Genomic DNA, 16055 nt, shown 5'->3' on the forward strand with positions numbered 1-16055 from the left:
TTCTTAAAAATTTTAAATCATGAAAAATGTCATTTTCAAAAAAACACTTTTTTGTTTACTATTATTATTGAATTTTATTGGTTTCAGCCAAAATTTGTCTTTATCAAATGATGCCCGAATAAGTGTGATTACTTGCGGTTTAGGAAATGAAACGTATTCTTATTTTGGTCACACAGCCATTCGTGTTACAGATCCGGCAAACAATATTGATGTAGTTTATAATTATGGCGCTTTTGATTTTAGAACCCCAAATTTTGTTGCCAAATTTGCAAAAGGAGATTTACAGTATTTCGTCATTGTTCATTCTTTTATCGATTTTATGAATGAATACAATTATGAAAAAAGAAGTGTTTTTGAACAAGAATTAATTATTCCACAAAACTTAAAACAAAGGCTTTTTGACAACTTAAATGCTACTTTGTCATCAGAAGATCGTTACTATACATATAAGTTTATTGACAAAAACTGCACTTCTATGGTTGTTGAAGTAATCAATAAATCATTAAACCAAAATGTAATCACTAAAAAAGGTGATACTGATATTACGTACCGCTCTATTTTATTCCCCTATTTTGACGGTCATTTTTATGATAAATTAGGAACCAGCATTATTTTTGGAACCAAAGTAGATCAACTCGGAACGAAAATATTTTTGCCTTTTGAACTTAAAAACAGTTTAGCTAAAACTACTTTTCAAAATCATCCTCTAGCAAAAGAAAGCCAAACACTTTTAAGTTTTGAAAAAGAAACACCAACATCATGGTGGAATAATGTTTACACTTATCTTATTATATTAGCCTTTGTCGTTTTGGCAAAAAATAAAATAATTGACAAAATCTATCTTTTGATTTTATCTTTAATGGGCATCTTTTTTGTTGCCATTGGATTTTATTCTTTTCACCATGAACTGGCAATGAATTACAATGTACTTTTATTTAGTCCGCTATTGTTGATTTTGATTGTTTTCTCAATTCTAAAAAACAAAAGATGGACGTATCGTTTTGCCGTTTTACATTTGATGTTTTTACTGATTTACACCTTATTTTTAATCAACAAAGCGCACTTTTTTATTGTCTTGCCAATGATTATTACAAGCGGATTTGTTTTAGTCAGAGTAGCTCTAAGAAACAAAAAGCGCATTCCAATTATTATCTAAAAACTATTGTCCTCGGTAGAATAAAACAGTTGTAATGGTTTTGAAGGTAATGCTTAAATCCAGAAAAATACTTCTATGTTTTATATAATATAAATCATACTGAAGTTTTATCAAACTTTCATCAATCGATTCACCGTATGAATAATTTACCTGAGCCCATCCTGTCAAACCGGGCTTTATAACGTGACGCGTTTCATAAAAAGGCATTATTTTAGCAATTTCAGTAACAAAATAAGGACGTTCAGGTCGAGGCCCGATAACACCCATGTCGCCAATCAGAATATTAAAAAACTGTGGCAATTCATCTAATCTTGATTTACGCATGAATTTTCCAAAAGGAGTAACCCGCTTATCATTTGACTGTGCAAACGGACCATTGACATCTGTATTTTCAATCATTGTCCTGAACTTGTAAATCTTAAAAACAACACCATTTTTACCGACACGTTCTTGTGTATAAAACAAACTTCCCTTATTGGCTATTAAATTTCCAATAAAAATTACAGGAATAAACAGAACGCAAAACGCTAAACCAATAAGCGAAAGAGCACATTCTATTAAACGAACTAAAATCAAATACAATTTATTACTATTACTACGGCTAAATGGAAAAAAACGATAGAAATCACGTTCTATGTAATGTACAGGAATACGCTGTGTCTTACTTTCATACACATGGGTATATTCTTTTATGATATTTCCAGATTCTAACAAATGAAGAAGTTGCTGATACAAATCAGGTGTAATTCCATCTGTTTTTTGGGCTGCAATCACAATCTCAGAAACATTATGATGCATTACAAAATCCTCTAAATCATGTTTTTTGATTTCTTTCACATAATTAAACTCATTGCTTTCATCAGAAACTGAATTTGAATTAACAAAACCGATTATTTTATAATGTGGATCAACGTTTTCAAGACCTAGAACCAATTCTTCAACCTGATCCTGGCCACATATTAAAACGACATTCTGAGAAAAACGATATGAAGCTAGGAAAATGGCATAAAAAAAACGCCAAACCAGCAACGAGCCAAAAACGGTAAAGTAGAAAACCAAAATAACGAGACGCTTTTTTGGAAGTTCAGGTGATAAAATAGGAGTAAATAAATATAAAATAATTGCTGCGGTAACTGTCAAAACAACGTTTCGAAGTATTTGAAACTGATTACTGGCAACCTGAAGATTATATATTTCAAAAATTGCTCCAAAAACAATAGTATAAGTAATAAGTAAAATTGGCCTGTAAAAATGATCCCAATCTAAAACATAATACCGATTATCAAATATATAGTGTAATACATATAAACCGGTAAAAACAAAAGCAACATCACACGCAAGCAATAGTATTTTCCGTTCCGAAATCTCGAAATGCATTTTTTTAGTAGTCATAATCAGTCGTAAGTTTTAAAGTTTGGGGACTTTTTCTTCGACACAAATGTATTATAAAAAAATTATAATTAACTGTCTTAATTTTCAGCTTTTTCCGGCATTGTAATTCTCACTGAAAGCAGCGATAAGGCATAAACAAATGCAGGTGCGGCGATTCGCATTGCAGCATGATTTATGGTTAATAACCAAAAGAGATAAAAAGGCAAACAATAAAGATGTTGCCTGTTATTAGTAAACAGAACTAATGGTGTAATAAATAATATTAAAAGTCCAAAAATACCAAACATTCCATGTTCTGCCAGCATTCGGGTTATTTCATTGTGTGAGGCAATTACATCGCCGGATTCTTTTCGTATTTCTTTACCCATTCCCACACCAACACCTAATATAGAATTATCTAAAAAAAGCTTTATTTCTGAATCCATAATTTCTTCTCTTCCACTAAGAGCACTTTTTTTTACTCGTCCAAGGGCATCTTTGTTTGCATAACGTTTTTCAATAAGACCACTTGTCTGAATGGAGCTATACGTCCAAATTCCAATACCCATTAACCCTGTTAAAATAAGTACAAAACTAAATTTTGTTTTTCCTTTTGCATTTGAAAACTTATATAAAAAAAACAAAAGAAAAACAATCATAATAATTCCTGTTATAATCCCACCTCGAGAAAAAGTTACAACTCCGCGGTAACTCACAAACACCAATAAGCATCCATTCAAAATAATCTCCTTGATCGATTTTGAAAACAATACAAGTTGCGTAAAAAATATAAAGATTCCTAAACCCAAAATTGTTGCAACCTGATTTGGCCCAAATCCTCCAGAAGTTTCAAAATTTGAACCTGTGCTGGTCACTACGTCTCTGACACTCGGATTATATAAAAATAAATAGACTGTGGTGGTTAAAATTGGTAACCCCATCAACAATAGAATATTCTGCACTTGATAAAATTGAATCCGTCTTGAAAACATATAAATAGAGCAAATTCCTAAACAGACAGGTCCTGACAAATTAAAAAATAACATTTTTTTGATATCAATATCCATTTGGTCTACTGATGCTGTCACCAAAATACTTGGGATAAGCAAAACCAAGAAAAACCAATAAATAAAAGAAGAGCCCGAAAAACTGCTATAAATCATGCCCAAAAACATGAAAAAAATAAGATTAAATTTTACATATTCGTTATTAAAATTACCTCCCGTCATACGCAAAAAAACCTCTGCACCAACTAAATATGCGCAAACTAGGAATACTTCATTATGACGGTTTTTAGTTTTAATCACCAAATAAATACCAAATAGAGGAATTAAAAAAGCATATACTTTAGAAAGGAACGGCAAAACAAAAACTGTGAAAGCAATTAATGCATGAATTACAATGAGAATAGTATAAGAAAGTTTAGTGTTTTTCATTAATAATTTAATTGGTATACCGAAATTAATTTTTCTACAACAACATCTTCTGAGTAATTCTCTACAACAAACTGTTTAAGATTTTTACCCATTTTTTCTCTAAATTCAACATTTTTAGTCATCTTCAATATTTGCTCAGATGCTTCTTTTACTGAAGATGGGTTAAATAATAATCCGTTAATTTCATTTTTGACAACAAAAGAACAATAACCTGCATTTGTAGAAACAACGGGTAAAGCTTGAAGACCGTATTCTAATATAGTAACGGGAAATCCCTCTTCTGTTGAAGATAATACGCCTAAATCTGCTTGTGATAAAATATGTTCTACATCATTTCTTTCACCATACAAAAATATATGATTTTCAAGCAAGTTTAATTTTATATAATCTTTTAAAGCTTGCGAATAGTCATCAAAATAATCTTTTCCAATCAAATGCAGACTCCAATCTAATTCATTTAACTTTAAATCTGAAAATGCCTTAAGAATTAGAATATGATTTTTAGGATTTTTTAAATTAGCCAAAAATACAATTCGCTTGCACTTTATTCCTTTTAATTTTGTAGATGAAGAATAATGACAGTTTATTGAAGTGAAATTAGGCATAAAATGTATGTTAGAACATTTCATGTATTTTTGACTCCATTCCTTTAACCGAAAATTCACAACCAAAATAGAAGAAAAAAAAATAGAGAGAAAGATTAAGACTTTATTCTCCTTAGCTAATTCATTTGCTCTTTTTCCATAATGATCATGCCATACAATTTTTAATTTTGGCAATGTTAATTTTACCAAAACTGCAATAAAAAATGAAGAGCTATGCGCATGTACAATTTCAATGTGATTTTTGACTAGATATTTTCTAAGTCGGAAAATTGACAGTAAATCAAAACTTCTTTTTTTCTGCAGAAACAGATAATCGACATTTATATTAAGTTTTTCCTTTAGCCCACCTTCTTTACGCGTTGCAATCAAGCCAGAAAATTCAATTTTTGTTGACAGCGCATTTGCGTAATTGACCGCCATACGCTCAGCTCCACCTGCATTCAAAGAATCAATTATTTGTACAATCCGCATTATTTAAAGTAAATTTTTAATTTCATTCTCAAAAAAATCAGTCGTATAATTTTGAGACCATTCTTGGGCTAATTTACTCTTAGCTATAAATTTATCATTGTTTGTAAAAAGATTATTTAACTGAATCAAATCTTTTTCTAAATTCATCTCTAATAAAATCCCCCTATTCCCATAATCAAGCATAAATGGTACACACGAAACTTTAGTAGCAATAGGAACACAACCCCAAAACATACCCTCAGCAATTGCTTTTGGCCATCCTTCACTTTTTGAGGGCAATATAACAAAATGACTTTTTTGATACGCTTTTTTCACTGTCTCTTTATTTTGATTTCCGTGTAAAACAATAGAATTTTCTAAATTATTTTCTTTAAGATAAAATTCTAAATTATTCTTTTCGACGCCATTTCCATACAAATTCAAAGTTGCATTTATTCCCTCTTTTATAAGCTCTTGAACCAATTTTATAGCATAAAGCGGATTTTTCCCTGAAACTAAACTTCCAACAAAAATAAATTCAGCTTTTTCATCCATTCCACTTTTTGAAATAATTTCTTTCTCTGCTTCTAAATATGTTGCAGTAAAAAATGGTTTTATATTTTTAGATTGATTTGGCCAGTCTCCATAAACTAATACTTGCATGTTTTTAGTTAATAAAGTATTGTTCAATATCCACTTTTGCAAACGATACGATAACGGCTGTTTACTTTCTGAGTCCCAATTACCTGCATATTTAGCAGTTTTCTTTTTATTTGGAAAGAAAATCTGTGCTACACATCCTAATAAACCAATATTACCTGGGCAACGAAGATGAATATGGTCAGCATTATTCATCGCTTTAAGCAGTATAAAAAAATTGTAAAAACTAAAAAAAAATGTTTTTACAATCTCCTTTAATGATTTAAGATTTGTGTCAAATAGTTGATAATGTTTGCTAATATTAAATGCTATTTCGGTAATAAGAAGACCTCTATCGTTTTTCCAAACCGGACAGCAAAAAACAATATCAGCATATTTTTCCCAAACCATTAATTCCTTAACGTACGGACTATACGCAAAAGCTTTATCGGTTTTATAAATAATAGGAGCGTTTGAAACAACTAACAATTTCATTAGATATATCCTTTTGAACCATTTTGAGAAATTAAAACTGCTGGAACACCCATGACAATTGAATTATCAGAAAACGAATCTTTTACCATTGAACAGGCTCCTACTACGACATTATTTCCTAAATTAATTTTACCCGCAACAACTGAATTAGCTCCAATGTATACCTCGTTTCCCAGAATAGGTGTACCTCTATTTTCATTTACACCTGAAACTCCAATTGTTACACCTTGCGAAATATTACAATTATCGCCAATTACAGCATTAGCATTTATAATAATTCCACCAAAATGACCAATATAAAAAGAATGTCCAATTTTTGCAGCATAGGGAATCGAAATCCCAGTAAAAATTTCAATATTTTTTTGCCATAATAAAACAAAACCCAATAACGGAAATCTAAAGAATTTCCATGTTATTTTTTTATGAATCAAATGTGCAATTCTGTATTGAAATATAGCCCAGAAACCTTGCGTTAGAAAAACTATAGTAAAAAAGTGACCACCATATTTCTGATGTTTTTTATAATCTGAAGCTATTAACTGAAATACGTTCATTGAATTATTTTTTTTTCATCAACATTGTTACATGCATACAGCTAAACAAAACTGAATCTGATGTTTTAGAGTTATTCCAATCCTGACTGTGCCATTTTAGTCCAATTTCATTTTTTCTTTTAGATGAAATTGGCAGTATATTTACGAAGGCAATCCATTTGGATTTACCTAGCAATCCTCTTCTTTCTAAAATAGTAAAGGAATTTTGAAACAAATAAAATGTTTTCTTTGTAAATGGCCATTCCCAAGCTGCATCCGATTGAAAAGGTCTGTATAATGTTCGCAAAACCTTCACTGGAAAACTCGTTTCAAGTGGGTCATAACTAATGATTTCTCCTTCAGGAGCCAACTTCTCATTTAACTTTTCTATTAAAAGAGATGTATTTTCAAAATGATGTAATACTCCATACGCATATATTAAATCAAAATTGCTAGCTGTAAAATCATCTGATAAAAAATCAATTGCTTTAGCTTGTGCGTTTGGCAAATGCTTAATCCTTTCGCTCAACTTTGCAATTGCAACATCGCTTAAATCAATTCCTAAATATTCTTTTGCGTTTTCTGCCAAATACATTGACCAGTAATTCCCCGAAAAACAGCCTAAATCTAAAACTTTTTTTGAAGATAAATCGCCAAACCATTCTTTATGCAAAACATAAGACTGATTCTGAACACCAATATTTTTTTTAATCCGGTTTAGAGCACCGTTTCTGATCTTTGACCAAATAGTGGTAGCAAAATTTTTCTTTTTACTATTGTAAAATTCCTTTTGCTTTACATTTGTTTCTAAAATTGTTTCTTTCGTTTTCATTTTTCATTTTTTGGCTTATTGAACAATAAACTCCACCAGCCTAGTGTTCTTCCCATTGCTTCTGTAAAAGCCTCTTTTTTATTATTTCCACTTAAGACATTACTAAATCTTATTACTGTCAGTAAAATGGTTATTGAATTCCATTTAAAACGATCTTTAAAACTTGGATTTGGATTTTTTACTCTCCACACGAACCAGCCATTTCTCACAACCATTTTTCCATATTTGTATTGGTTAGGTCTCCCAGACGGAGCGTGATAATGTTCTAATTTTACATTCGTATTTATTACATTTTTGCCAAATTGTAAAGCTCTCAAACTAAAATCTGCATCTTCATACAAACCATATCCTTCAAAAAAAACTGAAAAATTAATTTTATCAAAAACACTTTTTCGAAATGACATTGACATTCCAATCAGTAAGTCTACCTCATATGTTTTTCCAGTTAATGGAAATCCACAGGTCCTTCCGTGCGAATATGAAGGCATTTTTCCTGGGCCTAAATTAGATTCAAGACCAAAAATATTTCGTGCAATATTTCTTAATCCTTCCTTATAATAATAACATTCAAACAAATAAAATTTATTCTTATTGTATATTATATTTTCTTCTTTAAGCTTCCATTTATTTTCATTAACTGCAACTCCACCAACGCCTGAAATATCATTATTCAATTCAAATGTCTTTATTGTTTCAAAAAAATAATCTGGCTCTAAAATAGTATCATCATCTAAAAAACAAACTATTTCAATGTTCTGTCCTACATTTTTAATTCCAAAATTCCGTTGCTTTGTCAAACCACGACTTTCATCATTAACTAAAAAATAGTTAAGGTTTTTGAAATGATTACCTTCTAAAATAGTTTTCGTTTCATTATTCAAAGATCCATCAATAATTAAAATTTCATCGGGATACAATGTCTGTTTTTTAACCGATTGCAATAATTTTAGCAATGGTTCAGGCCTCATATAAGTACAAATAATTAAAGAAAATTTCATATTCTATTTATGTCTTATCCCTAAATTATTTAATCTTTTAGCGTAAAAAAGTGATTTTTTAAACTGAAGATTTTTGTACGGCATTCTTAATAAACGATATATAAATCCTTTTTTTGATCCTTTAAAAAGATATAAAAAGAAGTACTTATACTTATATTCCAATACCTGTTGTTTGCTAAAATGCTTAACTATACCGTACATAATAGTAGGGCTTGGCACAGGTCGAATAAATTTTACGGGAATATCTAATTCCCAAGGTTGTATTTTTCTTTTCTTTCCCAAAATTTTGGCTTGACTGCCCCAAAATCGATATCCTCCTACAGGCGGTTTCAAATGCAAATTAGCTGAAAAAGGATTATAAAGAACAATTTGTCCTAACTTGAATAATGACAATCCAAAATCGCTGTCTTCTCCGTAACCTCCATCAAAATTAATATCATTTCCTATTAATTTTTTAACACATTCGGTTCTAACGCAAGAATTTGCATTACTAAAATTAGAACTCACTCCAGATTTCCATCTAATTTTATCTACTTTTTCCAATTTTTCCTGTAAATCTATCAAAGTTTGCTGTTGATTATCCGCTTGAATGTCTAATCCATTGCAAGCACCAGCTTTATATGTCTGTAGTATTTTTAAATGATTTTCGATAAAATCAGGAAGCACTCTAACATCATCATCTCCAAAAACTATATAATCACCCGTACACAATTCAATAGCTTCATTTCTCGCTCTGCAACTTCCTTTAGTTTCTTGCCATTTTACAATTAGTTCAAAAGGAAAATTCTGTGACTCATATAACATTTCATCTCTTGTACTTTCCGGAGTTGCATCAACAATGACAACTTGAGAAAGAGGATAGCTTTGGACTGCTAAATCCTGCAATAACTGCAAAGTAAAATCTTGACGCATCATTGTAGGGATAATATAGCTCACAGTTGGCTTTCCCTCAACAGGTAATAATGTTCGAGGTTTTATCAAAGGCTTTTTTACTCCTAATTTGAAATTTTTCTTTGCATAGAAAAAGGCACTCCATTCTTTCCATTTCCAAAACCCTTTTCTATATAACATAAAAACAGAGTGATCTATTTTGAAATTTTTTCGAAAAAAAACATATCTATCTTTTGTAGAAATATTTATTTTTTCTTGGAAATTTTCTCGAAAAAGTCCCTTTATATATAGTGGAATTGCTGCAGAATTACGCAAAGCATTATATCCAAAATCTAATGCCTGCAAGTGAACATTTTGGTATTCTGTATCAAAACCATTTAATTGTTCCCAAATAGATTTACGAACTGCAAATTGATTTGGATTAACTCTCCAGCTTATACATTCGTCAAGATTATCAAAATCATTAATAAATATAAAAAAAATAGCAGTCTGATAAACTAATTCTGGAAAAGCATTTTTATATCCTTGTTCAAATGAACTATGCCAAATATCTCCTGCACCAGAAACTAAGATTTCTAATTTCTCAAAATCAGGGCAGCCATTATAAAGTATAATTTCGCCAGTACTTGTAATAAATTCCTTTAGTATCATTATTAATGTTAATTATACTTTCATTTTTTTATAAAACTCAATATTTCTTTTTGCCAGAACTTTTATATCAAAAACTTCTTGAACTTTTTTCCTTGCCGCTTTTCCTAATTCAGAACAAAGTTTTTCATTATCTAAAAACGCAATAATTCTTTGAGCATACAAATCATGATCTTTTGGATGAACCAAGAATCCATTTGTTCCTTCATCTATCATTTCATTTGCCCAGCCAATATTCGAAGCCACAATTGGCTTTTCCATTGCCATTGCTTCTAACCAAGAAACTGGAAAAGCTTCAGCAAAAGAAGGAAAGACACAAATTTTTGATTCCTGAATTTTTTGTTTTATTTCTTCGTACGGAACACTCCCAAAATATTCTACATTTTTTAATGCCGGTTCAGAAAAAAGATGGTGCATCATTTTCCAAGTAGATAAATTTCCAGATATAATATCTGGAACATCTTTGCCTACTAAAATAAGTTTTGTACTAGGATGTTTTTCAATAACTTTATTAAAAATAAAAGGCAATTCTAATAGCCCCTTTTTTCGAATAAGACTGCCGAAATATAAAATATTTAGTTTGGTTTGCTTATTTTTATCTTTTTTAAACAATTCAATATTTATAAGATTTTGAATTACTTCAAACTTCTTATTTAAGCCAAAAACAGCATTTGTTTTGTCTGCTGCAAATTGACTTACAGACAACAAGCCATCTGCTTTTTGAATTGCTCTCTTTTCATGAAACTTATTTATCCATTTTACAGGACGATTATCTAAATCACAAAAATAGGCATCCGAGCCGTGCAACCTTACAATTATTGGACATTTATCAGGTTTTATGAATGAAGTAATTCCTGTCCAGTCTGGTGCTTCGACTAAATCAATTTCTTTATTAGAATATAATTTATTAATAATTCTTTGGATTTTTTTTCTTGTTAAGAGCCAAGAAACCCCTTTGAACTTTATATTTTTTATTTGCTGAATAATAATACCATTGTCTTCAAAAACTGCATCTACTTTTTGACCATATATAAGAACTCGAACTGAAACTCCCTGCTCTAGAAGTCCAATTGCTAAATTTTTTATACTTGTACCAATACCTCCTGAATTACCAGTTTTGGCATGCGGATATTCTGGTGTCAAAAAGGCTATTTTCATGTTTCTATTTATTGAAAAAATCTTTTAAAATTCTTGCTGTAAAAAGTTTTGCCCCTTCATCAGTCATATGCCCGCAGGAAGAAAAATACATATCTTCAACAACAACATTTTCATAATTATGAATTTCTGGATATGCTTTCTTTATCTTCTCAAAATAATTCATCCCTACAACATTTTCACACATTGGTGTCATTACGGTAATAAGATTTATGTTATTTTCTTTACATACTTTCTTAATTTCTTCGTAATATTTGTTATGTGGAATCGGATTTAAATTGACAATATTGTTTTTCATATTGCCATTTTTGTGTTTTTTTAATGGATAGAATCCTAGATTATCTAAAACGTTTGTTTTTTTATGAACTGCAGCATAAAAAACTTCTCTAAATCCAATTTTAGTTTCATATTTAATATATCTGTAAAATGGGATATAATATAATTCATTGAACAGTTCTGTAGATTCGAAATGCTTTTTTATAACCTCAGAATTATGAATATATGGTAGAAAACGACATGAAATACCTTCTGATTGTTGATCATTTGCAAGGCTTAAATCTGCTTCAAGAATTACATTTTTTATGATATATTTTCTGTCGAGCATTAGTTTTAAAAGCAATGAAGTTTCAAACATATGCCCGGCACTTATTCCATAATTAAATGTTTTTAATCCCTTATCTTCAAACATTTGAGCAACAAAATGATTATGTGCTCTTGATGTTCCCAAAAAAACAACATCATATTTTTCAGCATTTGAATTAAAAACAGTTTCTATTTTTCCTCTATTTCTGGATTGTAAGAAGACAGCTGTATAAATCCCATCTAAAATAACAGCCAACAAAAAAGTCAGAACAAAAATTTTGCCTACAAAAATTAAAAAACGTTTCATTAAAATTGAAAATATATAAATTCCTTATAATCCGAAAAAGTCCCTAAAGCCATAATTGCTACAATTGCCAAGCTAACTTTCAGCATACTTCTTTTTCCTGAAAATGGCTCAATCCTATTACGATTATTCCATTCAATTAAAGCAAATAAAAATATCATTATTATTAATTCATAATTACTTCGGTCATTTGCTAAAAACTGAATTCTAAATTCGTGGTTAACAAAAATTCGCTTTATATACAAAAGTGCTTCTGTAATTGTTTTTGCTCTGAAAAAAATCCAAGCAATACATGTTAATGAAAACGTATATAAAATGCTAAACAATACTTTTATAGAATCAAAATCAAATTTTAATTGAATATCATCCATATTGTTTCGATTACTATTTGATAAAAGCAAAGGCAAAAAATAAACAGCATTAATAAATCCCCAAACTACATAAGTCCAATTTGCTCCATGCCAAAATCCGCTTACCAGGAAAATGATGAATGTATTTCTAATTTTCATCCAAAGTCCTCCTTTACTTCCTCCTAATGGAATGTATAGATAATCTCGAAACCAAGAGGAGAGCGAAATATGCCAGCGACGCCAAAACTCGGCAATATCACGAGAAAAATAGGGATAATTGAAATTACGTAATAAATCTAAACCAAAGAGTTTTGAAACTCCTAAAGCAATATCAGAGTAACCTGAAAAATCTCCGTAAATTTGAAATGCAAAATAAACGGCACCTAGAATTAATGAAAATGAATTCATTGCGGTATAATTATCAAAAATAGCATTGGCATAAGTTGCACAGGTGTCTGCAATAACAACTTTTTTGACTAAACCCCAAATAATTTGATATACACCCTCTTTTGCGATTTGAAAATCAAACTCTCGTTTTACTTTTACCTGAGGAAGCAAATGTGTTGCCCTTTCGATTGGACCAGCTACAAGAAGCGGAAAATAACTCACGAATAGCGAATAATCAACAAAATTATACTCGGCTTTAATTCGTTTATAATAGATATCGATAACATAAGAAAGTCCATGAAAAGTATAGAATGAAATTCCGACAGGAAGAATAACTTTAAGTAAAATTGGACTCGCCTTAAATCCAATTGTATTTAGCAAATCTGAAAAAGAGGCAGCGAAAAAATTATAGTATTTAAAAATGCCTAAAAAACCAAGATTAACTATTATACTTAACCAAAACCAGAATTTACGACTGTTTTCAGATTTTCCTTTTTCAATTTGGATTCCTGTATAATAATCAAGAAATGTAGAAAAAACGAGCAAAAACAAAAACCTCCAGTCCCAGCAGGAATAAAAATAATAACTCGCTACAATTAATAAAGCATTTTGCGTGCTTTTAGTTTTATTAAAAACAAACCAATACAAGAAAAAAACGATTGGTAGAAAAATAGCAAATGCTAATGAATTGAAAAACATTTATTTATTTATGAAATTGCAAACTTATCTATTTGTAAAACAGTTTAAAATGGTCATTTACCATTTTCGGCAAAGAAAAGGAATTGCAAATTAATTCCCGCGTATTAATCAATATCTTTTTGTCTCCTAAGTAAATATCTTCAAGGGTTTTAGTTAGAGCCATTATATCTTTGGCTTCAAAAATATATCCGTTCTCAGCATTTTTTATAACCTCTACATTTCCTCCAACATTAGTGGTTATAACTGGAACATTTGCTGCCAAGCTTTCTAAAATAGACAAACTAAAACATTCCATATGTGTGGGTTGCAACATATAATCGTACTGAAAAAAAATCTCATTTAAATTGGGTTTGCTTCCTTTAAAATCAAAACAATTTTGAAGTGAATGTTCTTCAATTTTCTTTATCAGCTGATTTTTATAAGGCCCGTCGCCATAAATATCAATCTTAATTTCTTCTTTTATTTCATTTGGAAGAAACGAAACAGACACAATTAAATCCTGTATTCCTTTAGATTCTCTAAGATGCGAAGCTACTAAAAAAGTTGGCCTAGACATGCTTCTATTATCTTTGACTAAAATTTCATCTACAACAACTCCATTATAAATTGTTTTAGTTTTGGATTTTAAATGTGAACCAAAATCTTTCAAAATCTCATTTACCGTATAATCAGAAACTCCAATGAACAGATTTATATATTTTGAAAAAAGTATTCCCTTTAATTTTTTATTTATTCTTTTCTTAAATGAATATCCGTTTAAAGGTCTTGGATTATGATCAATTGCAATAATTTCTGCTTTCGAAAGTTGTTTTGCTTTCTTGAAAAAAGGAGTACACAATTCTACAAAATGAGTAATGATGTGAGAATACTCTGTTTTGTTCTCTTCAAGAAATTTTAGAAAACCATTTTCTATATTAGTTTCAGAACTATAAATTTTCAATTCTGAATAATTTCCATGATCTGAGCTATTTGGAAAAAACCAGTCAACTTCAATATCATTTTCTTTGCATTTTTTATCAAACTGCCAAAAAAAATAGTCCATTCCTCCAACTCTTTCAGGAAGCAATTTGTAATTGCAGATAATTGCGATTCTTTGAAACATTGTAATTAATAACTATGAGATCAATTGATTAAAAACTTTCCAGATTTTTTCTGATGCCAGTGAAGGCTCTTCACCAGCCACTAAAGAAAGCCAAGTTTTACACTCTGCTACGTTAGAAATTTCGTTATTAATAACTTTCTTCACTAGTTCTTTTAGTTGTTTTTTATTAGCACAAAAAACAGCGGCTTCCTTACTGGGCATTGACCTAAAATGAACATACTCATAATTTTGGCCAATATCTCGAATTCCTTTTTTTAATTGTGGCTGTTCATAATTTAAATAAATGCATGGTTTATTATGCATTACAAAATCAAAAATAGTAGTCGAACAAATGTTTACAACCATTTCACTATGCTCGCAAATATTATAGAGCAATTGCGCATCTTCTGGAAGAGGCATTAAATCCCCTGCACCACCAATCTTTTCCCACAATGGATAAATTTCGGTTACTACATCTTTATTTTGATCTAAAACAAGATCATATCTATCAGAAACATCAAAAGGACATCTTCTATAAATAACTCCTAAGTTTTCTCCTTCTAAATTTAAACTTCTTACTGCATTAATTAAATCTTCTAAATAATACTGATCCAACGGAGAAGTAGTAAAATCATCTCCAGAATAACAAATATATTTTTTAGTCAGATCCAGACCATGCACTTTAAAGAATGCCTCTCTAGACAAAGCTAAAGTTTCATCAAAATGGGGTTCAAATTGAGGAGTCCCCGTGACAAAAATCTGGTTTTCTACTATTGTCGGATAATACTGTAGCAACTCATTTTTCATTAAGTCACTCCACACGATATAATAATCAGCCTCATAAACATTCATTGCCTTAGGAACATTATCCCAGGATTGTATAAAACAAACAGTCTTTATTCCTAAATCTCTTGCTGCCAAAATTACACTAATAGCTTGCGAATTTCTTTGATTAGAACAAAATACAATTTGAGGTTTGTTTTCTAATAATTGTTCCTTGCAACTTTTATAACGTGGATTTTTTCGTTCCTGCTCCTTAATTTTTTTTCTTAATCGAGCTAAACCTTTCTCTGAGGCATAAATCTGAATCAAGAAAATAATAAAAAAACTCTTCACTGAATTGTTCACCCCTTCAAAACTTAATGGAAATTTATATTTACTATAAATCTTATCATTAAATTTTTTTTTCCAAAGATTTAATTCGATATGTTTTTTAGCTCTTAAAAAAAGAGGTGTAAAAGAGGAAACTCTGCCGTTTTGAATTTTTACTTCTTCAAATCCGAACTTTTCGTTGATTGGAAAATTACTGGCATTCCAATAAATTGAATCAATTCCCGATTTATTACCTACCTTTTTAAATGAAGAATAAACGAAATTTCTTAATCCTCCTCCATCAGGCAAAAAAACCATTATTTTTTTTGAAGACATAATAAAACCTTTAAC

The 16055-nt window shown here is 30.1% G+C and carries 14 protein-coding genes; 1 reads left to right on the forward strand and 13 read right to left on the reverse strand.

Features of this window, described 5'->3' with window-relative positions; genetic code table 11:
- Positions 1–19: 19 nt before the first annotated feature.
- Positions 20–1156, forward strand: coding sequence for a lipoprotein N-acyltransferase Lnb domain-containing protein (locus tag ACWA1B_RS18395; protein WP_456909421.1), 1137 nt, complete (start codon positions 20–22; stop codon positions 1154–1156).
- Between the two features lie 3 nt (positions 1157–1159).
- On the opposite strand, the gene ACWA1B_RS18400 is transcribed toward ACWA1B_RS18395, so the two are convergent.
- From ACWA1B_RS18400 to ACWA1B_RS18460, 13 genes are all read right to left on the reverse strand, one after another.
- Positions 1160–2551 (reverse strand): sugar transferase, encoded by a 1392-nt coding sequence (locus tag ACWA1B_RS18400; RefSeq protein WP_456909542.1) that lies wholly within the window; start codon positions 2549–2551, stop codon positions 1160–1162.
- 74 nt (positions 2552–2625) lie between these two features.
- Positions 2626–3594 carry an O-antigen ligase family protein gene (locus tag ACWA1B_RS18405; RefSeq protein ID WP_456909423.1) on the reverse strand — a complete coding sequence of 323 codons (969 nt, stop codon included), beginning with the start codon at positions 3592–3594 and terminating at the stop codon, positions 2626–2628.
- Positions 3595–3962: 368 nt separating this feature from the next.
- Positions 3963–5012 carry a glycosyltransferase family 4 protein gene (locus tag ACWA1B_RS18410; RefSeq protein ID WP_456909425.1) on the reverse strand — a complete coding sequence of 350 codons (1050 nt, stop codon included), beginning with the start codon at positions 5010–5012 and terminating at the stop codon, positions 3963–3965.
- A 30-nt stretch (positions 5013–5042) separates the two neighbouring features.
- Positions 5043–6068 carry a glycosyltransferase gene (locus tag ACWA1B_RS18415; RefSeq protein ID WP_456909427.1) on the reverse strand — a complete coding sequence of 342 codons (1026 nt, stop codon included), beginning with the start codon at positions 6066–6068 and terminating at the stop codon, positions 5043–5045.
- Between the two features lie 83 nt (positions 6069–6151).
- Positions 6152–6706, reverse strand: a complete 555-nt coding sequence (locus ACWA1B_RS18420) for a serine O-acetyltransferase (protein WP_456909429.1) — start codon at positions 6704–6706, stop codon at positions 6152–6154.
- A gap of 4 nt (positions 6707–6710) precedes the next feature.
- Complete coding sequence (locus ACWA1B_RS18425) at positions 6711–7517, reverse strand: class I SAM-dependent methyltransferase (protein ID WP_456909431.1); 807 nt, start codon at positions 7515–7517, stop codon at positions 6711–6713.
- Positions 7514–8515 (reverse strand): glycosyltransferase family 2 protein, encoded by a 1002-nt coding sequence (locus tag ACWA1B_RS18430; protein ID WP_456909433.1) that lies wholly within the window; start codon positions 8513–8515, stop codon positions 7514–7516. Before ACWA1B_RS18430 ends, ACWA1B_RS18425 begins: the two co-directional genes overlap by 4 nt.
- 3 nt (positions 8516–8518) lie before the next feature.
- Positions 8519–10057 carry a glycosyltransferase family 2 protein gene (locus ACWA1B_RS18435; protein ID WP_456909435.1) on the reverse strand — a complete coding sequence of 513 codons (1539 nt, stop codon included), beginning with the start codon at positions 10055–10057 and terminating at the stop codon, positions 8519–8521.
- A 12-nt stretch (positions 10058–10069) separates the two neighbouring features.
- Positions 10070–11212 (reverse strand): glycosyltransferase family 4 protein, encoded by a 1143-nt coding sequence (locus ACWA1B_RS18440; RefSeq protein ID WP_456909437.1) that lies wholly within the window; start codon positions 11210–11212, stop codon positions 10070–10072.
- 4 nt (positions 11213–11216) lie between these two features.
- Positions 11217–12098, reverse strand: coding sequence for a hypothetical protein (locus ACWA1B_RS18445; RefSeq protein WP_456909439.1), 882 nt, complete (start codon positions 12096–12098; stop codon positions 11217–11219).
- On the reverse strand, positions 12098–13531 hold the full coding sequence (locus ACWA1B_RS18450; protein ID WP_456909441.1) for an MBOAT family O-acyltransferase: 1434 nt from the start codon (positions 13529–13531) through the stop codon (positions 12098–12100). The genes ACWA1B_RS18445 and ACWA1B_RS18450 overlap by 1 nt, the downstream gene beginning before the upstream one ends.
- Before the next feature lie 28 nt (positions 13532–13559).
- Positions 13560–14633 carry a glycosyltransferase family 4 protein gene (locus ACWA1B_RS18455; protein ID WP_456909443.1) on the reverse strand — a complete coding sequence of 358 codons (1074 nt, stop codon included), beginning with the start codon at positions 14631–14633 and terminating at the stop codon, positions 13560–13562.
- Between the two features lie 12 nt (positions 14634–14645).
- The gene (locus tag ACWA1B_RS18460; RefSeq protein WP_456909445.1) at positions 14646–16040 is read right to left on the reverse strand and encodes a glycosyltransferase family protein; all 1395 of its coding nucleotides are present in this window, start codon (positions 16038–16040) and stop codon (positions 14646–14648) included.
- Between the last annotated feature and the right edge of the window lie 15 nt (positions 16041–16055).

This window comes from Flavobacterium xizangense, from assembly GCF_054075145.1.